The 20235-nt window shown below is 70.5% G+C and carries 22 protein-coding genes; 14 read left to right on the forward strand and 8 right to left on the reverse strand.

Annotated elements, in window-relative coordinates; translation table 11 throughout:
- Window positions 1-21: 21 nt before the first annotated feature.
- Window positions 22-1713, reverse strand: a complete 1692-nt coding sequence (locus A4X16_RS15755; protein ID WP_067122416.1) for an ABC transporter substrate-binding protein — start codon at window positions 1711-1713, stop codon at window positions 22-24.
- A gap of 244 nt (window positions 1714-1957) precedes the next feature.
- Between A4X16_RS15755 and A4X16_RS15760 the strand changes: the two genes are divergently transcribed.
- Genes A4X16_RS15760 through A4X16_RS15790 form a run of 7 tightly spaced genes read left to right on the forward strand, consistent with a single transcriptional unit; the run spans window position 1958 to window position 9315 of the window.
- Window positions 1958-2671 carry an NUDIX hydrolase gene (locus A4X16_RS15760; protein WP_067122419.1) on the forward strand — a complete coding sequence of 238 codons (714 nt, stop codon included), beginning with the start codon at window positions 1958-1960 and terminating at the stop codon, window positions 2669-2671.
- Window positions 2668-4008, forward strand: coding sequence for a quinolinate synthase NadA (gene nadA, locus A4X16_RS15765; protein WP_067122422.1), 1341 nt, complete (start codon window positions 2668-2670; stop codon window positions 4006-4008). Before A4X16_RS15760 ends, nadA begins: the two co-directional genes overlap by 4 nt.
- Complete coding sequence (gene nadB / locus A4X16_RS15770) at window positions 4005-5525, forward strand: L-aspartate oxidase (RefSeq protein ID WP_067122425.1); 1521 nt, start codon at window positions 4005-4007, stop codon at window positions 5523-5525. Before nadA ends, nadB begins: the two co-directional genes overlap by 4 nt.
- The gene (nadC, locus tag A4X16_RS15775) at window positions 5525-6376 is read left to right on the forward strand and encodes a carboxylating nicotinate-nucleotide diphosphorylase (RefSeq protein ID WP_067122428.1); all 852 of its coding nucleotides are present in this window, start codon (window positions 5525-5527) and stop codon (window positions 6374-6376) included. The genes nadB and nadC overlap by 1 nt, the downstream gene beginning before the upstream one ends.
- A 3-nt stretch (window positions 6377-6379) precedes the next feature.
- Entirely contained in the window at window positions 6380-7519 is a 1140-nt protein-coding gene (locus A4X16_RS15780; RefSeq protein WP_067122431.1) for a cysteine desulfurase family protein, read from the forward strand.
- A 55-nt stretch (window positions 7520-7574) separates the two neighbouring features.
- Window positions 7575-8522 carry a glycosyltransferase family 2 protein gene (locus tag A4X16_RS15785; RefSeq protein WP_442922919.1) on the forward strand — a complete coding sequence of 316 codons (948 nt, stop codon included), beginning with the start codon at window positions 7575-7577 and terminating at the stop codon, window positions 8520-8522.
- A gap of 19 nt (window positions 8523-8541) precedes the next feature.
- A complete protein-coding gene (locus A4X16_RS15790; RefSeq protein WP_067122434.1) occupies window positions 8542-9315 on the forward strand; it encodes an SDR family NAD(P)-dependent oxidoreductase in 774 nt (257 codons plus the stop codon).
- A 33-nt stretch (window positions 9316-9348) separates the two neighbouring features.
- Here the strand turns inward: A4X16_RS15790 and A4X16_RS15795 are convergent, their stop codons facing one another.
- Window positions 9349-11394, reverse strand: coding sequence for an ABC transporter ATP-binding protein (locus tag A4X16_RS15795; RefSeq protein WP_067122436.1), 2046 nt, complete (start codon window positions 11392-11394; stop codon window positions 9349-9351).
- Window positions 11395-11572: 178 nt separating this feature from the next.
- Between A4X16_RS15795 and A4X16_RS15800 the strand changes: the two genes are divergently transcribed.
- The gene (locus A4X16_RS15800) at window positions 11573-13051 is read left to right on the forward strand and encodes an MDR family MFS transporter (protein ID WP_067122439.1); all 1479 of its coding nucleotides are present in this window, start codon (window positions 11573-11575) and stop codon (window positions 13049-13051) included.
- 62 nt (window positions 13052-13113) lie between these two features.
- Here the strand turns inward: A4X16_RS15800 and A4X16_RS18170 are convergent, their stop codons facing one another.
- Window positions 13114-13257, reverse strand: a complete 144-nt coding sequence (locus A4X16_RS18170; RefSeq protein ID WP_197491859.1) for a hypothetical protein — start codon at window positions 13255-13257, stop codon at window positions 13114-13116.
- A gap of 137 nt (window positions 13258-13394) precedes the next feature.
- Between A4X16_RS18170 and A4X16_RS15805 the strand changes: the two genes are divergently transcribed.
- Both A4X16_RS15805 and A4X16_RS15810 read left to right on the forward strand, forming a co-directional pair.
- Window positions 13395-14000, forward strand: coding sequence for a carboxymuconolactone decarboxylase family protein (locus tag A4X16_RS15805; protein WP_067122442.1), 606 nt, complete (start codon window positions 13395-13397; stop codon window positions 13998-14000).
- Between the two features lie 23 nt (window positions 14001-14023).
- Window positions 14024-14608 carry a 1-acyl-sn-glycerol-3-phosphate acyltransferase gene (locus A4X16_RS15810; protein WP_067122445.1) on the forward strand — a complete coding sequence of 195 codons (585 nt, stop codon included), beginning with the start codon at window positions 14024-14026 and terminating at the stop codon, window positions 14606-14608.
- Window positions 14609-14617: 9 nt separating this feature from the next.
- On the opposite strand, the gene A4X16_RS15815 is transcribed toward A4X16_RS15810, so the two are convergent.
- Window positions 14618-14839: a hypothetical protein gene (locus A4X16_RS15815; RefSeq protein WP_067122448.1), complete on the reverse strand. Its 222-nt coding sequence runs from the start codon at window positions 14837-14839 to the stop codon at window positions 14618-14620.
- 102 nt (window positions 14840-14941) lie between these two features.
- Between A4X16_RS15815 and A4X16_RS15820 the strand changes: the two genes are divergently transcribed.
- Window positions 14942-15463, forward strand: a complete 522-nt coding sequence (locus A4X16_RS15820; protein ID WP_067122451.1) for a DUF6328 family protein — start codon at window positions 14942-14944, stop codon at window positions 15461-15463.
- A gap of 21 nt (window positions 15464-15484) precedes the next feature.
- Here A4X16_RS15820 and A4X16_RS15825 read toward each other — a convergent pair whose 3' ends face one another.
- Entirely contained in the window at window positions 15485-16045 is a 561-nt protein-coding gene (locus A4X16_RS15825; RefSeq protein ID WP_067122454.1) for a Dps family protein, read from the reverse strand.
- Between the two features lie 105 nt (window positions 16046-16150).
- Between A4X16_RS15825 and A4X16_RS15830 the strand changes: the two genes are divergently transcribed.
- The 3 genes from A4X16_RS15830 to A4X16_RS15840 all read left to right on the forward strand — a co-directional run bounded on the left by A4X16_RS15830 (window position 16151) and on the right by A4X16_RS15840 (window position 17505).
- Window positions 16151-16651, forward strand: a complete 501-nt coding sequence (locus A4X16_RS15830; protein WP_067122457.1) for a GNAT family N-acetyltransferase — start codon at window positions 16151-16153, stop codon at window positions 16649-16651.
- Between the two features lie 91 nt (window positions 16652-16742).
- Entirely contained in the window at window positions 16743-17042 is a 300-nt protein-coding gene (locus tag A4X16_RS15835; protein ID WP_067122460.1) for a Fe-S cluster assembly protein HesB, read from the forward strand.
- Window positions 17043-17160: 118 nt separating this feature from the next.
- Window positions 17161-17505 (forward strand): LysR family transcriptional regulator, encoded by a 345-nt coding sequence (locus tag A4X16_RS15840; RefSeq protein WP_067122463.1) that lies wholly within the window; start codon window positions 17161-17163, stop codon window positions 17503-17505.
- 1 nt (window position 17506) lies between these two features.
- On the opposite strand, the gene A4X16_RS15845 is transcribed toward A4X16_RS15840, so the two are convergent.
- From A4X16_RS15845 to A4X16_RS15855, 3 genes are all read right to left on the reverse strand, one after another.
- The gene (locus tag A4X16_RS15845) at window positions 17507-19171 is read right to left on the reverse strand and encodes an ABC-F family ATP-binding cassette domain-containing protein (protein WP_067122466.1); all 1665 of its coding nucleotides are present in this window, start codon (window positions 19169-19171) and stop codon (window positions 17507-17509) included.
- A gap of 62 nt (window positions 19172-19233) precedes the next feature.
- Window positions 19234-19794, reverse strand: a complete 561-nt coding sequence (locus tag A4X16_RS15850) for an alpha/beta fold hydrolase (protein ID WP_067122469.1) — start codon at window positions 19792-19794, stop codon at window positions 19234-19236.
- A gap of 105 nt (window positions 19795-19899) precedes the next feature.
- Window positions 19900-20199 carry a hypothetical protein gene (locus tag A4X16_RS15855; RefSeq protein ID WP_067122472.1) on the reverse strand — a complete coding sequence of 100 codons (300 nt, stop codon included), beginning with the start codon at window positions 20197-20199 and terminating at the stop codon, window positions 19900-19902.
- Between the last annotated feature and the right edge of the window lie 36 nt (window positions 20200-20235).

A 20235-nucleotide genomic window follows, 5' to 3' on the forward strand; every position in this document is an offset into this window, starting at 1 on the left:
GCTCCCCCGACTCCTCTTCGACTACTTCGCCGGCTGCAGCTGCGTCAGGACGTAGCCCGCCGCGATCGCACCCCAGGACGGCGGGAAGGCGTAGAGGTCGTCCTCCGTCGGCCACCCCGTGAAGTCCTGCGTGTTGTAGAACGTCTGGGTGGCGTTGATCACGAGCGGGATATACGGCAGGTCGCGGACGATCTCGGTCTGGATCGTGCCGTAGAGCGCCTGCTTCTCCGCCTCGTCATCGGTGCTGATCGCCGACTGGATGGCCTGGTCGACGACCGGGTTGCTGTATCGGCTGAAGTTCCAGCGGCCGGCCGGGACCTCGGAGCCCACCGGGCTGGTCGACTCGACGGCCGTGCCGCCGAACCAGTCACGGTAGATCTGGAACGGGTCGGCGACCGACGTGCCGACGACGCCGCCGACGATGAGCTGGAAGTCGCCTCCCTGGCGGGCGTCCGAGAACTCCTGCCACTGCACGGTCGACGCCGTGATCTTGATGCCGGCGGCCTCGGCCTGCTCGGCGATCAGCTTGGCCGCGTCGTTGTAGTCGGTCCAGCCGTCGACGGAGATGAGGCTCAGCTCGAGCGTCGCGCCGTCCTTGGCGTAGAAGCCGTCGCCGCCCTTGACGTAGCCGGCGGCCTCGAGGATGGACGACGCCTCGGCGGCATCCGCCTTCTGCGGGCTGACCTCGTTCGCGGAGTCGGCGACCCACTTCTCGTCGCGCGGAAGCAGCGCGAACGTCGGCGAGATGTCGCCGGTCAGCCCCACGAACGCCTTGTCCTTGATCGCGGTGCGGTCGATCGCGACGTTGAGCGCCTGCCGGACGGCGACGTCCGTCTGCGGCCCGGTGCAGCCGAGATCGACGTTCGCGCAGGTGTAGAGCACCGTGGGGTCCTGCGGCGTGTTGATCCAGTCGATCTTGCCGTTGCCGGTGACGTCGTCCGGGTTCGGGATGAACATGCCGGTCCAGTCGAGCTCGCCGGCGGCCAGCAGGTCCTGCGCGGTCTGATTGTTGTCGACGGCGATGTACTGGACCTTCTTCACCCCGAGTTCGTCCGCGTCGCGGAAGTTCTCGTTCGCGACGAGCGTGTAGGACTCGCTCGTGGTCTTGTCGACGACGTACGGACCGGAGCCGACCGGCTCCTCGTTGGCGAAGTTCGCGAAATCGGAGACCTCCGACCAGATGTGCTCGGGAAGGATGTACGTCGAGCCGAGACGCTGGAACTCGGTGGTGTATTGCGCGCTGGCATAGGTGAGGACGACCGTGGTGTCGTCGGTCGCCTCGGCCGAGACGAGTCCGTTGCCCTCGGGGTTGTTGGCCTCGTAGGAGAAGGAGAAGGCGACGTCGGCGGCCGTGAGCGGCTCCCCGTCGCTCCACTTCAGGTCGGGCTTGATCGTGACCGTGATCGCCGTGCCGTCCTCGTTGTACTCGTACGAATCGCCGATCAGCCCGACCGGTTCGGAGTCCGCCGTCTTGTTGAAGAAGAACAGCGGCTCGTAGATCGGGCCGAGCGCGCCGTGGAGCACGGTCGGCGCGAAGGGGTTGTAGTTGGCCGTGATCGGGGTCTGGCTGCCGGCCCAGACGCGGAGGGCGCGGTCTCCGTCGCCGCTCCCCTCGTCTCCGCCGCCGGCGCCACATGCCGTCAGGCCCAGGGCGAGGACAGAGGCCCCCGCCACAGCGGTGAGCGCGATCGTGCGCCTTCCGTTACGGATCATTTCTGTATTTCCTCTCGGTGCTGCACTGCAGGAGGGATTTCTCCGGATGGAGCGGGCTCCGGACGGGAGCTCGGGCAGATCCCGCGAAGGGATTTGTTAGGACAGTAACCTAACAAATAGCCACCAGGGCGACAAGAGTTCAGAACATCGGCATATAACGTTTCGGACTCAGAGTCGTCGACGTCATCCACGTGCACTAATGGTCACAATGACACTAAGATCGTGTGCGGAGGTTAAGGTTCATATGACTCAAACCAGCATCGACGTGGCCGTCTCCACCGTCATCCTCACGCTCCGGCGTGGCGACGAGGGCGCCGCCGTGCTGTCGCTCCCGCTCGTCCTCCGCACTCGCGAGCCCTTCGCCGGTCAGTGGGCGCTGCCCGGCGGATGGCTGACCGCGACGGAGTCCCCGGTGGACGCCGCTGCCCGGACCCTGGGCGAGACGACCGGCCTCTCGCCGAGCTACCTCGAGCAGCTCTACGCCTTCGGAGCCGTGGACCGCTCCCCCACCCGCGTCGTCTCGATCGTCTACTGGGCGCTTCTGAGGCAGGACGACGTCGACGCCCAGAGCGCGGCGCATCGAGCATCCGGACACGCCCCTGAGAACGTGCGCTGGTTCGACGTGGCCGACCTTCCGCCTCTCGCCTTCGATCACACGAAGATCGTCGACTACGCCCTCTGGCGCCTGCGCAACAAGGTCGGCTACAGCCGCGTCGCGCACGGTTTCCTGCCCGCGGAGTTCACCCTGTCCGATCTCCGGGAGGCGTACGAGGCGATCCTCGACCGCCATCTGGATCCCGCGAACTTCCGTCGCCAGGTGGAGGCGACCGGCACGCTCGTCGCGACAGAGGGATTCCGCACCGGGAGCCACCGCCCCGCCCGCCTGTACCGTCTCGACACCGCTGTGGAGCTGGCCGATCACGGCCCGCTGGGATCCGAAGAAACGAGCACCCGATGAGCATCACCGTCGTACCGACACCGACCGTGCCGACGTCGATCGACGCCTCCGTCGACCACGCCATCCGATCCATCGTCTCCGGTGCGTCGACCGACGCGACCTGCACGACGGACCTCGCCGCCGGCCCGTGGGACTTCGACATCCGACCGGGATACGGGCCCGGATCGTCGATGGGAGACGTGATCCCGACCGGCGCACCCCGACAGGGCGAGCTTCCCTTGGCGTACCGCGAGGCGAGCGAGGAGGAGCTGGACGAGCGCATCCGCGCGGCCAAGCGGACGCTGGGCGATCGGGCCGTGATCCTCGGACACTTCTACCAGCGCGAGGAGGTCGTGCGGCACGCCGACTACGTGGGCGACTCCTTCCAGCTCGCCACCGCGGCGAAGGGGCGCCCGGATGCCGAGGCGATCGTCTTCTGCGGCGTGCACTTCATGGCGGAGACGGCCGATCTGCTCTCCGGGCCGGACCAGGCCGTCATCCTCCCGAATCTCGCCGCCGGCTGCTCGATGGCGGACATGGCCGACATCGACCAGGTCGAGGACTGCTGGGAGCAGCTCGCGGATGTCCTCGGGGACCTCGACACCCCGGACGAGTCCGGTCGGGTGCCCGTCGTGCCGGTCACCTACATGAACTCCTCCGCCGCCATCAAGGGGTTCGTCGGACGGCACGGCGGGATCGTCTGCACATCGTCGAACGCGATGACGGTCCTCGAGTGGGCGTTCGAGCGCGGACGGCGCGTGCTGTTCTTCCCCGACCAGCACCTGGGACGCAACACCGCCAAGGCGATGGGCGTGCCGCTCTCGCAGATGCCGATGTGGAACCCGCGCCGACCGCTCGGCGGCTCGACGGCATCCGAGCTCCTGGATTCCCGAGTGATCCTCTGGCACGGCTTCTGCTCGGTGCATCGCCGTTTCTCCGTCGCCCAGATCGATCAGGCGCGTGCCGAGCACCCCGGCGTCCGGGTCATCGTGCACCCGGAGTGCCCTATGGAGGTGGTGGACGCCGCGGACGAGGCCGGCTCCACCGACTACATCCGCCGTGCGATCGCCGCAGCGACCGAGCCCACGACCTTCGCGATCGGCACCGAGATCAACCTGGTACGGCGGCTCGCCGCTCAGTTCCCGCAACACCGCATCTTCTGCCTCGACCCCGTGGTGTGCCCCTGCTCGACCATGTACCGCATCCATCCCGGATACCTCGCGTGGGTCCTGGAGGAGCTGGTCGCCGGACGCACTCCGAATCGGATCACGGTGTCGGCCGATGTCGCGGATCCCGCTCGGATCGCGCTCGAGCGGATGCTGGCGGCGAGGCCTCCCCTGGCGGCGAGCGCGCGATGAACGTGGTGGTGGTGGGCTCCGGGATCGCGGGTCTGACCGCCGCGCTGCACGCGAGGGCGGCCGGCCACGCCGTCACGCTCGTCACGAAGGGTGCGCTCGGCGACGGCTGCACGCGGCTCGCCCAGGGCGGCGTCGCGGGGGCGTACGGCGCCGACGACTCCGCGGATCTCCATGCGGCGGACACGCTCGCCGCCGGCGGCGGGCTCTCGGACCCGACCGCGGTCGCGGTGCTCGTGGGCGACGCGTCAGCCCGGATCGCGGAGCTCGTCGCGCGGGGCGTCGCTTTCGACCGCACTCCGGACGGCGCGCTCCTGCGAGGCCGCGAAGCCGCGCATTCGCGTGCGCGCATCGCGCACGCCGGCGGCGATGCGACCGGCGCGGCCATCGCCCGGAGCCTCACCGCGGCGGTGCGCGCCGCCGACATCGTGGTGGTCGAGGGCGCGTTCCTCGTCGACCTGGTGGTGGATGACCACGCCGTGCGCGGCATCCGTCTTCTCGTCGACCGCGCGGTCACGGACATCGCCGCCGACGCCGTCGTGCTGGCCACCGGTGGCGCGGGGCAGCTGTACGCGCGGACGACGAATCCGCGCGGCGCGACGGGCGACGGCATCGCGGCCGCCCTCCGCGCCGGAGCGGCGGCGGCGGATCTCGAGTTCGTGCAGTTCCATCCCACCGTCCTCGACGACGGATCGGGCTTCCTCGTCTCGGAGGCCGTACGAGGAGAAGGGGCGGTCCTGATCGATGCCGACGGCCGTCGATTCGCGTTCGACACTCATCCCGACGGCGAGCTCGCGCCGCGAGACGTCGTGGCCCGCGCGATCGCCCGGCAGGCGGCGGCGCAGTCCTCCCCCGTCCGGCTGGATGCGACCGCGATCGGCGCCGAGGCGCTCGCGCGGCGCTTTCCGACGATCGATCGGATGACGCGCGAGCGCGGCTTCGACTGGTCGGCGGATCCGATCCCGGTGACCCCCGCCGCGCACTACCTGATGGGCGGCGTGGCGACCGATCTCGACGGGCGCACCTCGGTGCCCGGTCTCTTCGCGGTGGGCGAGGTCGCCTGCACCGGCACGCACGGCGCGAACCGGCTCGCCTCGAACTCACTGCTCGAGGGCGCGGTGTTCGGCGTCCGTGCGGCTGCGGCGCTCGGCGCTCCCTGGCCGTCCGGGCCCGACGCGACTCTCCTCCGCGCGTCCACGCCGAGCGGCGTCAGCGCCGGTCCCGTCGGCATGTCGGTTCCGGAGCCTCGCGCGTCCGTGCCCTTCGATCGCGGCGACGTGCAGCGGCTGATGTGGGAGCACGTCGGCCTGCTGCGATCAGACGCCGGGCTCCGGCATGCCGTCGAGACCCTCCGCGCCTGGAGCGCCGCATCCCGTCCGCCGCGGTCCGTCGCCGAGCATGAGGACGCCAACCTGCTGCTGCTCGCCCGAGCGACCGCATCCGCCGCACTCGCCCGCACCGACTCCGTCGGATCACACCAGCGCGACACCGTCGCCGCCCCCGTCCTGGAGACCGCCTGATGCTCACCCCCGCCCACATCACCCGCGTCGTCGGAGCGGCTCTCGAGGAGGACGCGCCCTGGGGCGACCTCACCAGCACCGCGCTGCTGCCCGAGGACGTGCGTGCGACCGCCGACCTCGTCGCCCGGGAGTCCGGCGTCTTCAGCGGCGGAGACGTGTTCTCCACCGCCTTCCGGCTCACCGATCCCGCCATCGTCGTGGACCTCCACGTCGGCGACGGCGACGAGTTCGGCCCCGGCGACGTCCTCGCCTCGGTCGCAGGCGCGGCGCGAGGCGTCCTGACCGCCGAGCGGGTGGCGCTGAACTTCACGCAGCGCATGAGCGGGATCGCGACCCTGACCGCGGCGTACGTCCGCGCGACCCGGGGGTCGAGGGCCCGCATCGTCGACACCCGGAAGACGACGCCGGGCCTCCGGGCGTTCGAGAGGCATGCGGTGCGATCCGGAGGCGGCCACAACCATCGCTTCTCCCTCTCCGATGCGGTCATGGCGAAGGACAATCACCTCGCCGTGCTGCAGGGCTCGGGGTCCGATCTCGCCTCCGCGCTCCGCGATGCCCTGGCCCGGCTGCCGCACACGACGCATGTCGTCGTGGAGGTGGATCGTCTCGACCAGATCCCCGCGGTGCTCGACGGCGGAGCGCACACGGTGCTCCTCGACAACTTCACGCTCGACGACCTCCGCGCGGGTGTCGCGATGGTCGCCGGCCGAGCGCAGGTGGAGGCGTCGGGAGGCGTGACCCTCGAGACCGTGGGCGGGATCGCCGCGACAGGGGTCGACGTGATCTCGGTCGGCGCGCTCACCCATTCCGCGCCTGCGCTCGACCTCGGCCTGGACGTCCGGATCGGCTGACGGGTGCTGTACCTCGATCATGCGGCGACCGGTCCGGTGCGGGCCGAGGTGTGGGAGGCGATGCGACCGTACATCGCTGACGTCTTCGGCAACCCCTCGAGCCACCACGGAGTCGGGGAGACCGCGGCGAGCGCACTCGAGGACGCGCGCGCCCGGGTCGCCGCCGTCCTGGGGATGCGCACCGGCGATGTCGTGTTCACGGGCGGCGGGACCGAGGCCAACAACCTCGCCGTCAAGGGGATCGTCCTCGCGCGGCTGCACGAGGGACGCCGCCACCTCGTGGTGTCGCCTATCGAACACGAGTCGATACTCGGGTCGGCCGGGTACCTCGAACGGTTCCACGGCGTGACGGTGACCGCTGTCGAGGTCGACGGCGCCGGGCGGATCACGCCCGCCGCGCTGCAGGCCGCGCTCCGCGAGGACACGGCCCTCGTCGCACTCGGTCACGCCAACAACGAGATCGGCACGATCCAGGACATCCCGTCGCTGGCGGCGGCGACCCACGACGCGGGGGCGCTGCTCCACGTCGACGCGGTGCAGTCGGCGGGCTGGCTGGCGCTGACCGGCCTGGGAGCGGATGCGATCGCGATCGCCGGTCACAAGCTCGGCACGCCCAAGGGGATCGGCGCGCTCGCCGTGCGCGGTCGCGTCCCCCTCGAGCCGCTGCTGCACGGCGGCGGCCAGGAGCGCGGTCGGCGGTCCGGCACCGAGAACGTCGCGGGGGCCGTCGCCCTGGCCACGGCGCTCGAGCTCGCCGAGGCCGAGCGGGACGCGAACGGCGCCGCGGTCGCCGCCCTCTCGTCCCGTTTCATCGCGGCCGTCCTCGACAGCGTGCCCGAAGCTGCTCTCACCGGAGATCCCTTGTCACGCCTCCCCGGCACAGTGAGCTTCACGTTCGCCGGGGTGAGCGGCGAGGCCGTGCTGCTCGAGCTCGAGCGGCGCGGAGTGATCTCGTCCAGCGGCTCGGCCTGCGCCGCCGGCAGCGACGAGCCCTCGCACGTGCTGCTCGCCTGCGGCGTGGCGCCGGTCGTGGCCCAGACCTCGGTGCGCTTCTCGTTCGGACGCGTGCCGCTGCCCGACAGTGCTGCGGCGACGCTGGCCGCACTCGTCGCCGCGTCTGTGCGCGCGGTCGCGGGCCCGTGACCATCCCGGGCGTGAGCTCCGCACCCGCGCGGGCCGCCGCCTCTAGACTCGCCTGGTGACCGCTCCCGCCCCGATCGTGACCATGATCGTCCCCGGCCGGGACATCGGCGCCTTCGCCCCCGCGGCCCTCGACTCGCTGCGCGCACAGACCGAGGGGCGATGGGCGGCCATCCTCGTGGACGACGGGTCCACCGACGACACCGGCGCGATCTTCGCCGACGCCGCCGCCGCGGACACGCGATTCCGAGTGGTGGATCACGAGGCGTCCCGGGGCCTCGGCGCCGCCCGCAATGCGGCGCTCGACCTCGTGGACACCCCGCTCGTGGGCTTCCTGGACGGAGACGACGAGCTCACCCCGACCGCGCTCGAGCGCCTGACCCGCACTCTCCGCGAGACGGGCAGCGATTTCGTCGCGGGAGCGTACGTGCGCTCGCGCTTCGACGGCACCCGGTACGTCGCCGGACGCGTGCAGCCCTGGGTCGCCGCCGCCACCTCGCCCGAACGGCGAGCGACCACCATCCTCGATCACCCGCGCGCGAGCGCCAACATCGTCGCCTGGTCGAAGGTCAGCCGCACCGAGCTCTGGGCGGATCTCCGCTTCCCCGAGGGCGTCGCCTACGAGGACCAGATCGTCGCGCAGACGATGTACACCCGGGCACGGGCCTTCGACGTCATCCCCGACACGGTCGTGGAGTGGCGGCTCCGTGCGGACGGCACGTCGATCACCCAGGGCCGCGGTCGCCTGCCCGTGCTTCGCGAGTACCTCGCCGCGTTGCGCGGCGGCATCCGCGTGCTGCGCGAAGCCGGGGCGCACGCGGCCGTGACCGCCCGTCTCGAACTCATCATCACGATGGACGTCCCCCCGCTCGTCGAGATCGGGCTGACGCACCCCGACCCCGACTACGCGGCCGAGGTGTCGCTCTTCGTGGACGAGCTGCGTGCGCTCCCCGAGTACGCCGATGCGCGGCCCGACCCCTCCCTCACCGCCGCACTGGGCTGGTGACGTCACCGACAGGAGACCCATGACCGGCTACCTCGACGATCTCTTCTCGCTCAGCGGCCGCACGGCGGTCGTCACGGGCGGGAGCTCGGGGATCGGCCGCGGCATCGCGACCGCCCTGGCGCGCGCGGGCGCCGCGACCGTCATCGTCGCCCGAGGAGCCGAGCGCATCGCCGACACGGTCGCGGAGCTCCAGGACCTCGGCTGCACGGCAGCGGGGGTGGCGGGAGACCTCGGCACCCGCTCGGGGATCCGGGCCGTCGGCGAGGCGGCGACCGAGCCGTTCGGCGAGCCGGACATCCTGGTGAACTCCGCGGGGATCAACATCCGCCCTCCCTTCGCCGAGATCACGGAGGAGGACTGGGACGCGACGATGACCGTCAATGCCCTCGCGCCCTTCCTGCTCGGCCAGCGCTACGCGACGGGCATGGCGGAGCGCGGGTACGGACGGCTGATCCACATCAGCTCGCAGCAGGCGCACCGGGCATTCGTGGGCAGCGGGATCTACGGCGCCTCCAAGGGCGCCGTCGAATCGCTCATGCGATCCGAGGCCGAGGCCTGGGGCGGCACAGGCATCACGAGCAATGCCCTCGTGCCTGGTTTCGTGCTGACCCCGCTGAACGCGAGGCTCCAGGAGGACCCCGGTCGGATCGCCGCCCTCGCCGCGCGCACCATGATGGGGCGCAACGGGCTTCCGGCCGACTTCGCGGCCGCCGCGGTGTTCCTCGCCGCGCCGGGCTCGGCGTACGTGACCGGGCAGTCGCTCTTCGTCGACGGCGGTCTGTCGGTGCACTGAGGAGTACGGATGCCGAGGCGGCGTCCTGTCGTCTCAGCTGCCGGCGGGGTACACCCGGTCGTCCGCACGCTGCTCGCCGAGCAGAGGGACAGCCGCGGTCAGCGCGGCCACGGCGTCCTCGCCGGCGGAGTCCCGCGGCGCGCGATCGGCACGGCGATCCGCGAGCGCCGCGCCGACACCTCCGGTGACGGCCTCTTCGATGACCGCCTCCGTGTCCAGCACGCGCGATGCGGCGACCTGCTGAGCGGCGAGCTCGGCATACAGACCGTCGAGCGCGAGCAGCTCGGCGTGCGTGCCCGATTCCACGATCTGCCCGGCCTCGAGGACGTGGATGACGTCGGCCCCCATCACCGTCGACAGCCGGTGCGCGATCGTGAGCGTCGTGCGCCCCTTCGCCGCCTCGTCCAGCGCCTCCTGCACGACGCGCTCCGACACCGTGTCGAGGGCCGAGGTCGCCTCGTCGAGCAGCAGCACGGGCGGGTCCTTGAGCAGCACGCGCGCGATGGCGATGCGCTGCTTCTCCCCTCCCGAGAGACGGTAGCCCCGCTCGCCGACGATCGTGTCGTAGCCGTCCTCGAACCCCGCGATGATGTGGTGGATGTTCGCGGCGGTGCACGCCGCGAACATCTCGGCCTCGGTCGCCTCGGGCTTGGCGTAGAGGAGGTTGTCGCGGATCGTGGCGTGGAACAGGTAGGTCTCCTGCGACACGATGCCCACCTGATCGATGATCGACTCCTGCGTGAGCGTGCGCACGTCCGCCCCCGCGAACAGCACCGCTCCCCCGTGCGCCTCGTACAGACGCGGTGCGAGATAGAGCACGGTCGTCTTGCCGGCGCCCGAGGGCCCGACGAACGCGACGTGCCGTCCGGGCTCGGCGACGAACGACACGCCCTGCAGCGTCGGACGGGCGTCCGGCGCGGCATCGGGATAGCGGAAGACGACGTCGCGGAACTCGATCCTGCCGCGCGGTCCCGGGGCCTCCGCGACGGTGATCGCCGTCGCGGAGTCGCGGATCTCGGGCACCAGGTCGAGGTACTCGAAGATCCGCGCGAAGAGCGCGGACGATGTCTGCAGGTCGAGCGAGACGCGCATGAGCCCCATGAGCGGCTGCAGCAGTCGCGCCTGCACCGTCGTGAAGGCCACCACGGTGCCCGCCGTGATCGCGCCGGTTCCGCCGGCGATGAGATATCCCGAGACGAGATAGATGACGGCGGGGACGCTGGCCATCAGGACCTGCACGACGGCGAAGAACCCCTGTCCGCTCATCGCCCTGCGGACCTGCAGCTTCACCTGGTTGCGGTTCTCCGCCTGATAGCGCTCGGACTCGGTGCGCTGTCGGTTGAACGCCTTCGACAGCAGCATCCCCGAGACGCTCAGGGTCTCCTGCGTGATCGACGTGAGCTCGGACAGGGACTCCTGCGTCTCTCCCGCGATCCGGGCGCGCACCTGCCCCACACGGCGCTGCACGACGATCAGGAACGGCATGAGCACGACCGCGATGAGAGTGAGCCGCCAGTCGATGAGGATCATGGCCACGAGCGACGCGATCACCGTGACGACGTTGCCGAGGATGCTGGTGACCGTGTTCGTGAGCACCCCGGACACGCCGCCGACGTCGTTCTGGAGACGCGACTGGATCACGCCGGTCTTGGTGCGGGTGAAGAACCCGAGCTCCATCGCCTGCAGGTGCTCGAAGAGCCGCACGCGCAGGTCGCCGGTCACGCTGTTCCCGACGGTCGAGGTGAGCCAGGTCTGCGCGACTCCGAGCGCGGCCGAGAAGAGGAACAGACCCACCATCGCCACGACGAGCTGGATCAGCAGCGTGATCTGCGGCCCGCCCCCGTCGACCGGGAACAGCGCGTCGTCGAAGATCCGCTGCACCAGGAGCGGTGGGACGACGGCGATGGCGGCGCCCACGATGACGAGGACACCGGTCCAGAGGATGCGCCAGCGGTACTGGCTGAACAGGGCGATCACACGTCCGCCGAGTCCGCTGATGCGGGGCGCCTCCGCGTTCATGCGGCGCTGTGCGTCCTCGTCCATCCCGCGGAAGCCGCCGCGGCCGCCCATGCCACCCATGCTCATCCCGCCAGCGTAGTCAGCCCCGCCGACACGACGGCCCGGATCCGACGAGCCTGAGCGTCCGCTGAGAGCGGATTCCTGGGGATCCGGAATGAAATGTCCGACCCCGCCGTTACGCTGAATGGTTCCCGCGCACGTGCGCACCTCTCCCTTCCCTCAGTGCCCAGGAGGCCGCATGTCCGCCGTCGACACCGGATCGATCACCACGCCGCCGCCCGCCGCGAACGGAGAGATCTCGCGCAGCGACATGCGGGTGATCTGGCTCCTCCTCGTCGCCGCCTTCGTCGCGATCCTCAACGAGACCACGATGGGCATCGCGATCCCGCACCTGAACGAGGACCTCGGCATCCCGCCGGAGCTCGGTCAGTGGCTGACGAGCGCCTTCATGCTCACGATGGCGGTGGTGATCCCGACCACCGGCTTCATCCTGCAGCGGTTCACGACGCGCCAGGTGTTCATCGCGGCGATGATCTCCTTCTCCCTGGGGACGCTCGTCGCCCTCGTGGCGCCCGGCTTCGCCGTGCTCCTAGTCGGACGCGTCATCCAGGCCGCCGGCACCGGCATCATGATGCCGCTGCTGATGACGACGATCATGAACGTCGTGCCGCCGCAGTCCCGCGGGCGCATGATGGGTCGCGTCGGTCTCGTCATCTCCCTCGCCCCCGCGATCGGCCCCACGCTGGCCGGCGCAGTGCTCGAGACGCTCAACTGGCGAGCGCTCTTCGCGATCGTCCTGCCCATCGCGATCGTCTCGCTCCTCATGGGCGCGAAGTGGATGACGAACCTGGGCGAGACCCGCAGGGTCCCCCTCGACGTGCTCTCGATCCCGCTCGCCGCCCTCGGGTTCGGCGGCATCGTCTTCGGACTCAGCCAGTTCGGCGGCCACGGCGGCTCGGGCGAGACGGCGGGCATCGTCTCTCTGGTCGTCGGCGCCGCGTCGCTGGCGCTTTTCGTGTGGCGCCAGCTCGTGCTGCAGCGCGTCGACGACGCGCTCCTCGACCTCCGCGTGTTCCGCTCCACGAACTTCACGCTCTCCGTCATCATCATGACGATCCTGGCGCTGTCGATGTTCGGAACCCTCACCCTGCTGCCGCAGTACCTGCAGAACGTCGCCGGTCTCAACGCGCTCGAGTCGGGTCTGATCCTGCTCCCCGGCTCGGTGCTGATGGGTCTGCTCGGTCCGGTCATGGGCCGCGTGTACGACGCTCGGGGCACGCGCCCGCTGCTGATCCCCGGCACCGTCCTCGTGTCGGCCTCGCTCTTCTTCTACTCGACGGTCGGCGAGCACACGGTCTGGTGGGTCCTCATCATCGTCCAGGCGGCCATGTCCGTCGGGCTCGCGATGTCCTTCACGCCGCTGTTCTCGGCGTCGCTCGGCTCGCTGCAGCGCTCGCTCTACTCCCACGGCTCGGCCGTGCTGAACACGCTGCAGCAGGTCGGCGGCGCGGCCGGCGTCGCGGTGCTGACGGTCACCTACTCCGCCATCCTGCACGCGGGTGAGGACGAAGGGCTGTCGACGGCCGTCGCCGGAGCGCCGGGCGCGCGGATGGCGTTCTTGATCGCGGCGATCATCTCGCTCGCGGCCGTCGCGCTGAGCGCCTTCGTCAGCAAACCGGCCGACGACGTGGCGGGAGGCATGCCCGCCGGTCACTGACCGGCGGCCGCCGACGGGCGATGGGGCACGGGGCGAGCCGCTCTGCGGCCCGGTGCCGACGACTACGGCGTCTTGGGCGCCGGGATGTGGCACACGCCGCCGCTGCAGTAGCCGGCCGCGCTGTCGTCGAGCAGGTTCGATGCACCCGGGAGCGGCTCGAGCACCGAGGGTGCGACGTGCTCCGAGGGGACCTGTGTCGTGGACATCCTTCGATGGTACGCCTGATGACGGGCAGTGGCGTCGGCGGGGGCTTCCGCACGCCCTGACCGCGGCGTAGGGTCGCCTGATGCGCGGCGGCGCACGCCGAGCGCGGCCGCACCGGCGGGCATGCGAAGGAGCAGCCATGATCATCAGCACCCCTGATCTCTCCACCGCAGACGGGCACGTCGCGGAGATGTTCGCCGAGGATGTCGCCGAGGACGGCTTCGTGTTCGGCCACACGCGCGCGATGGCGGTCAACCCCGAGGCGCACGCCGCCTTCGAGGCGCTGATCCGGGCGATCATCCCCTCCCTCGGGGTGCGCGTGTACGAGGCCGCGACGCTCGGAGCGGCGCGCGCGATCGGGTCGCCGCATTGCCTGCTGGCTCACGGCAGGAAGTCGCTGCGCGCGGGAGTGCTGACGGAGGCGGGTCTGCGCGCCTTCGCCGAGGGCGACGACTCCGGGTTCAGCGAGGCGGAGCAGGCGGTGATCCGCTTCTCGACGCGCCTGTCGACGACACCGGCCCTGATGACGGACGAGGACGCGCAGGAGCTCAGGGACGCCGGGTTCAGCGACCGTCAGATCGTCGACATCGCTCTGGCCGCCGCCGCCCGCAACCACTTCAGCCGAGCGCTTCTCGCCCTCGCCGTGCCCGTCGACACTCTGCCCGGCCTCGATCGATCGCTCAGCACCGCGCTGATCGGCATTACCGGAACCGGGGCGGAGGCACAACGGCCAGCGGACCGATAGGCGCTCTCCCCTACCGTGGACGTGTGCTCAAGAGACTCCTGGCCCGTCTGTTCTGGCTCTTCAGTCGCTGGCGGCTGACGGCTGATGGCGTCCCCACCCGACCCACGATCCTGATCGGCGCTCCGCACACCTCGAACTGGGACTTCGTCCTGATGCTCGCGATCGCCTGGCGGCTCGGGATCGAGGTGCACTGGCTCGGCAAGAGCAGCCTGTTCCGAGGCTGGCGAGGCCCCGTCATGCGCCGCCTCGGAGGCATCTCGGTGGACCGCTCCGACCCGGCACGGGTCGTGGGCGACGTGGTCGCTCACGTGCACGAGGGGCGCGTCTTCGGACTCGTGATCACACCCGACGGCACGCGCGGCGGCAACACCCACTGGAAGTCCGGCTTCTACCGCATCGCCAGGGAGACGGGAATGCCCGTGACCCTGGGGTTCGTCGATCGCACCACCATGACGACCGGCCTCGGGCCGACGCTCGACCTCAGCGGTGACGTCGGCGCCGATATGGACCGGATCCGGGCGTTCTATGCGGACAAGGCGGGTCTCCGCCCGGAACGGCGAACGGTCCCGCGCCTGCGCGAGGAGACCGACGGCTCCTCGGCCACCTGAGTCGAGCGGTCAGCCCTCCGCGGACTCCTCGTCCACCTGCGCCTCGGCATCGGCGCGAGCGTAGTCGAGGTCGGTCTGCGACAGCGTCTCCTGCATCCCGACGACGGCGCCCGTGAGCGAGCGGATCTCCTCTCGGGCCAGGTCACCCACATGCGGAGCATGCTCGAGCACGTCCACGCGCGCCGCGACGGACAGCTCCGGCCACCACTCGCGGATCGGCGGCAGAGTCATCGCCTCCCTCCCCCATGGGGGACCGCGGATCGGCGCTTCGTGCCGATGTGCTCACGCGCAACCGGCTGGACAGCGAGGAACCGCTCCCGGGAGACTTGCGTCATGACTCCGGAAGAACCTCCGCCCCTGCCGGTCGCGCACGACGATCGCGAGGACGGCCGTGACGAGACGCCCAACGAGCGCGCGGACCGCAACTGGGACGAGCTCCTCCAGGAGCTGCGGGTCATGCAGACGGGAACGCAGATCCTCACGGGATTCCTCCTCGCCGTGGCCTTCCAGCCTCGTTTCGAGGACATGGACGTGTTCCAACGGGATGTGTACGTGGTTCTGGTGGCCCTCGCGGCCCTTGCGACCATTCTCGCTCTCGCGCCGGTCGGGATGCACCGGGCGCTGTTCGGCCGACGTCGCAAGCCCGAGCTCGTGAAGGTCGCCACTCGGATCGTGAAGATCGATCTCGTGGTGATCGCCGCCCTCACCATCGGGGTGACCACCCTCATCATCGACTTCACCGTCGGCCGCACGGCCGGCGTGATCGCTCTCATCGCCTCCGTGGTGGCGGTCGGGCTGCTGTGGCTCCTGCTCCCGCGGATGATCCGCCGAGCGCTCAGCCGCCGCGATACCTGACCGCCACCGCGCGAGGAAGGATCAGCTGCCGGCGGGATTCCGGTTCTCCGCGCTGACCATCCAGGCGAACTGCTCGAGGCTCTCGATCACCGCGTGCAGGATGTCCGCGGACGTCGGGTCCTCGTCGTCGACCTCGTCGTGCACGCTGCGCATCGTGCCGACGACGGCATCCAGACGCGCGGTGATGAGATCGATCGTGTCGGTGGTCGAGACCTCGCCGGACGGGAAGGCCGGGAGCGTCGTGGTCTCCGCGATCGTGTCGGTGCGTCCGTCGGGGACGGCGTGCAGCGCGCGCATCCGCTCGGCGACCGTGTCGCTGAAGGTGCGAGCCGCGTCGATGATCTCATCGAGCTGGCGGTGGGTGTCGCGGAAGTTCCGTCCGACGACGTTCCAGTGGGCCTGCTTGCCCTGCAACGACAGCTCGACGAGATCGACGAGCACCGCCTGCAGATTGGCGGCGAGCGTCGGAGAGGCCGTGAAGCCCTTCTCCGCGTTCTGACGCCGTGTGGTCTTCGCGCCGCGCTTGGTCGGGGTCCCCGAGCTGGTCTTCTTCTCAGCGGTCGTCTTCTTGTTCTCAGCCATGTGGTGTGCCTCCTGACCGCGACGGTATCGACGCCGTGCCGACGGATCGAGGGGGTTGACACTGCTGAGTCCGAGGCTCGAAGGTGGCGTCCGGGAGGAACACGGATGACACAGGACGAGCACGGGCCGGAGGTCGTCATCGCACCGATCGGCGAGACGGATGCCGGCGAGGTGATGACACTGCAGCGGGCGGCTTTCGTATCGGAGGCCCAGATCTACGGCAGCGCCGACATGCCGCCGCTGACGCAGACTCTGACGGAGGTGGAGGCCGAGCTGCGGAATGGCAGCGGCCTCACCGCACGGATCGCCGGACGACTGGTCGGCGCGATCCGCTACGTGGAGGATGACGGGGTGCTCCTGATCGGACGCATCGCGATCGCGCCCGACATGCAGGGCGAGGGATTGGGTCGCACACTGCTCGACGCCGCGGAGAAGCAGTCGTCGGCTGACGTCGCCGAGCTCTTCACCGGCAGCCTCAGCGAGGCGAACATCCGACTGTACGAGGCCTGCGGCTATCGCGAGAGCCAGAGGATCCCCGAGGGAGACGGCACGGAGCAGGTCTTCCTGAGAAAGCCTCTGCGTCAGGTGGGAGACCCCTCCGAATAGGCGCGTCGGGTTGAAACCCCGAGCGCGGATGCGGAATCGTGGCCCGGACACGTCGCGACCGCCTCGTGTCCGCAACCGGAAGGAGAGTCTCGTGCTCACCCTCACCGATAACGCAACCGCCATCGTGAACACTCTCGTCAGTCGTCAGACCGACGCGTCCGACGCGGGCCTTCGCATCCATTCGACTCCGGCTCCGGGCCCCGACGGCGGCGCGCGCCTGGCCGTGCTGGTCACGCCCGACCCCGATCCCGCCGACCAGGTCGTCGAGGTGTCGGGCACGCGCCTGTTCCTCGATGAGACCGCGGCAGCCGCACTCGACGACAAGATCCTCGACGCCGGCGTGGACGACGAGGGAGCCGTGTCGTTCGCGGTGCTCCCGCAGGCCGTCTGACTCACGATCCACCGGATGCCGCGGCTCGTCGGAGCCGCGGCATCCGCGCGTCCAGCCGTCGTGCGTAGGCTGGTGGTGGACGCATGATCGCCGTGCGCCGAGAGAGGAACCTCCGCTCATGAAGGTCGCCCTGCTGCGCCGGTTCATCGTGCTCGCCGACACGCTGCACTTCCCGCGCGCCGCCGAGCAGCTCGAGATCCCGCTGGCGTCGCTCTACACGTCGCTCGACAAGCTCGAGGACGAGGTGGGGCACATCCTCATCAAGCGCGAGGGCACCCCGCGGCTCACGAGCGTCGGCGAGCTGTTCCTCGTCGAGGCGCGGGCCACGGTCGCCGCCGCTCCCCCTCCGGCGCCGAAGACCGCGCCTCCCGCCGGCGGCAAGGCGAAGGCATCCAAGGGCAAGGGCCGCGCGCCCATCGTCAAGGGGCAGCCGAAGCCCTACAAGAAGCGTCAGGGCCGCTGAGTCACCGCTCGGCGACGCGCCCGTCGACGACCTCCCAGCGGCGGTTCATCGACACGGCGTCGAGCATCCGACGGTCGTGGGTCACCAGCAGCAGAGTGCCGTCGTAGGACGCGAGAGCCTGTTCCAGCTGCTCGATCGCCGGGAGGTCGAGGTGGTTGGTCGGCTCGTCGAGCACGAGGAGGTTGACCCCTCGCGCCTGCAGCAGCGCCAGGGCCGCGCGCGTGCGCTCCCCCGGCGACAGGCCGCCGACGGGCCGGGTGACGTGGTCCGCTCTCAGCCCGAACTTCGCGAGCAGGGTCCGCACCTCCGCCGATGACATCTCGGGCACGAGCACCTCGAACGCGTCCGCCAGCGCCGCGTCGCCGGTGAGCAGCGACCGCGCCTGATCGATCTCGCCGATCTGCACGCTGCTGCCGAGACTCGCCGTCCCCTCCTCGACCTGCTGTCGACCGAGCAGCGCCCGCAGCAGCGTCGACTTGCCGGCACCGTTCGGCCCCGTTATCCCGATGCGATCGCCGGCGTCGACCTGCAGCGACAGGGGGCCGAGGGTGAACGCCCCCTGCCGCACGACCGCGGAGCTCAGCGTCGCGACGACCGAGCTCGATCGAGGCGCCGAGCCGATCGTGAACTCGAGCCGCCACTCCTTGCGCGGCTCCTCGACCTCCTCGAGGCGCGCGATGCGGCTCTCCATCTGCCGCACCTTCTGCGCCTGCTTCTCACTCGACTCCATCGACGCCTTGCGCTTGATCTTGTCGTTGTCCGGAGACTTCTTCATGGCGTTGCGCACGCCCTGGCTCGACCATTCGCGCTGGGTGCGCGCCCGGGCGACGAGGTCGGCCTTCTTGTCGGCGAACTCGTCGTACTTCTCGCGCAGGTGTCTCTTCACGACCGCCCGCTCCTCGAGGAACGCGTCGTATCCGCCGCCGTACAGCCTGTGGGTGTTCTGGGCGAGGTCGAGCTCCAGCACGCGCGTGACCGTCCTGGCGAGGAACTCCCGGTCGTGGCTGACGAGCACCACGCCCCCGCGGAGCCCGCGCACGAACGACTCCAGCCGATCGAGGCCGTCCAGGTCGAGATCATTGGTCGGCTCGTCGAGCAGCACGATGTCGAAGCGCGAGAGCAGAAGGGCTGCCACGCCGACACGCGCCGCCTGCCCGCCGGAGAGCCCGGTCATGAGCGAGTCCGCCGAGACGCCGCCGTCCGTCTGCAGACCGAGGTCGGCGAGCACGGCGGGGATGCGCTCTTCGAGATCCGCCGCGCCGCTCGCGAGCCAGCGGTCGAGCGCCCGGGAGTACGTGTCAGCGGGGTCCGTGCCGCCCGGCGCGAGCGACGGGTCCCCGAGGGCTGCTGCCGCGGCATCCATCTCCCTCGTCGCCTCGGCGCACCCGGTCCGACGGCCGATGTACTGCGCGACCGTCTCCCCCTCGACGCGCTCGTGCTCCTGCGGGAGCCAGCCGATGAAGGCGTCGGAGGGAGCGAGGGCCACCGTACCGGCCGCGGGCGCGTCGACTCCGGCGAGGATCCGCAGCAGCGTCGACTTCCCCGCCCCGTTCGCACCGACGACGCCGATGACATCGCCCGGTGCGACGGTCACATCGACGTCGGCGAAGAGGATGCGGTGACCGTGGCCTCCGGCCAGGTGCTGAGCGACGAGGGTGGCGGTCATCAGACAATCCTCTCAGGCGCGACGCCTGTTCCGAGCGCCGTCGCGGCCGCTCCCCGGTCGGGTCAGTCCCAGTCCAGGTACTCCTCGATGATCACGCCGGTCTCGATCGGGTGATGCATCGGGAAGAGGTGGTCGCCGGCGATGGTCTTGATGCTGGCGCGATCCGGGATCGACGACCGGAGCGCCTCCGCCGTGGACGCCGGGGTGTCGATGTCCTCCGTGCCCTGGACGATCAGGACGGGGATCGCCGGCGCGACCTCGATGTCGACGTCTTCGACTCCGAGGAGCAGCAGGCCGTTGGCGCGGTCAGGGTGCGCGGCGACCAGCGCGCGGGCGATGGTGCCGCCGAAGCCGTGACCGCCGATCCAGGTGTCCTCGATGCCGACGTGGTCGATCACCGCGATGGCGTCCTCCACGCGCTCGTCGAGCGTCGCGTCGCCGTCCCGATGTCCGATGCGCAGCACGTGGAAGCCGGCCTCCTCGGCGAGGTAGTGCGCCGCCACGCCCAGCACGTCGGCGGCGAGTCCCTGCTCCTGGATGAGCACCAGCTTGACGGGGCCGTCGCCCTCGTCGGCGAAGGGGATCGCGCGGCCGTCCGGCTCGAAGATCTGCGTGTCGGTCATGGGCGTGCGGCTCCTCGGTCGATCGTCAGGGGTCGCTCTCCAGCGTATCCTGTGGGTCCGCATCGGCTCCGGCCGGTTGCCGGCCGGAGCCGTCCGCGGTGAGGATCAGGCCGAGCGCTCCGCACCATCCGTCTGCTGACGCAGCATCGAACGGACGCCGACGAGGACACTCCCGGCGGTGAGGAACACGACACCGAGGCACAGCAGGATCACACCGACCCATGCCATGAGCACTGCGTCCCCTTCCGCGGACACGACGGTCACGAACGGCTGCATGGCGACCGTGATGAAGGCGCCGACCGCGAGCAGGAACGGCGCGGACACGAGCATCCAGACAGCCGCGGTGGGCACCCGAGGGCGAGCGGGCGTCACCGCGGCACCGTGAGTCGAGGAGGAGGTGGTCATCCGGCCATCCTAGGGAGTGAGTGCGCCGCCTGTGCC

This window comes from Microbacterium sp. H83, from assembly GCF_001650405.1.
Taxonomy (GTDB): domain Bacteria; phylum Actinomycetota; class Actinomycetes; order Actinomycetales; family Microbacteriaceae; genus Microbacterium.

Coding starts and splice junctions, on each gene's coding strand:
- A4X16_RS15755 (WP_067122416.1), bottom strand. CDS start 1,713: ATGATCCGTAACGGAAGGCGCACGATCGCGCTCACCGCTGTGGCGGGG.
- A4X16_RS15760 (WP_067122419.1), top strand. CDS start 1,958: ATGACTCAAACCAGCATCGACGTGGCCGTCTCCACCGTCATCCTCACG.
- nadA (WP_067122422.1), top strand. CDS start 2,668: ATGAGCATCACCGTCGTACCGACACCGACCGTGCCGACGTCGATCGAC.
- nadB (WP_067122425.1), top strand. CDS start 4,005: ATGAACGTGGTGGTGGTGGGCTCCGGGATCGCGGGTCTGACCGCCGCG.
- nadC (WP_067122428.1), top strand. CDS start 5,525: ATGCTCACCCCCGCCCACATCACCCGCGTCGTCGGAGCGGCTCTCGAG.
- A4X16_RS15790 (WP_067122434.1), top strand. CDS start 8,542: ATGACCGGCTACCTCGACGATCTCTTCTCGCTCAGCGGCCGCACGGCG.
- A4X16_RS15795 (WP_067122436.1), bottom strand. CDS start 11,394: ATGGGTGGCATGGGCGGCCGCGGCGGCTTCCGCGGGATGGACGAGGAC.
- A4X16_RS15800 (WP_067122439.1), top strand. CDS start 11,573: ATGTCCGCCGTCGACACCGGATCGATCACCACGCCGCCGCCCGCCGCG.
- A4X16_RS18170 (WP_197491859.1), bottom strand. CDS start 13,257: ATGTCCACGACACAGGTCCCCTCGGAGCACGTCGCACCCTCGGTGCTC.
- A4X16_RS15805 (WP_067122442.1), top strand. CDS start 13,395: ATGATCATCAGCACCCCTGATCTCTCCACCGCAGACGGGCACGTCGCG.
- A4X16_RS15815 (WP_067122448.1), bottom strand. CDS start 14,839: ATGACTCTGCCGCCGATCCGCGAGTGGTGGCCGGAGCTGTCCGTCGCG.
- A4X16_RS15820 (WP_067122451.1), top strand. CDS start 14,942: ATGACTCCGGAAGAACCTCCGCCCCTGCCGGTCGCGCACGACGATCGC.
- A4X16_RS15825 (WP_067122454.1), bottom strand. CDS start 16,045: ATGGCTGAGAACAAGAAGACGACCGCTGAGAAGAAGACCAGCTCGGGG.
- A4X16_RS15830 (WP_067122457.1), top strand. CDS start 16,151: ATGACACAGGACGAGCACGGGCCGGAGGTCGTCATCGCACCGATCGGC.
- A4X16_RS15840 (WP_067122463.1), top strand. CDS start 17,161: ATGAAGGTCGCCCTGCTGCGCCGGTTCATCGTGCTCGCCGACACGCTG.
- A4X16_RS15845 (WP_067122466.1), bottom strand. CDS start 19,171: ATGACCGCCACCCTCGTCGCTCAGCACCTGGCCGGAGGCCACGGTCAC.
- A4X16_RS15850 (WP_067122469.1), bottom strand. CDS start 19,794: ATGACCGACACGCAGATCTTCGAGCCGGACGGCCGCGCGATCCCCTTC.
- A4X16_RS15855 (WP_067122472.1), bottom strand. CDS start 20,199: ATGACCACCTCCTCCTCGACTCACGGTGCCGCGGTGACGCCCGCTCGC.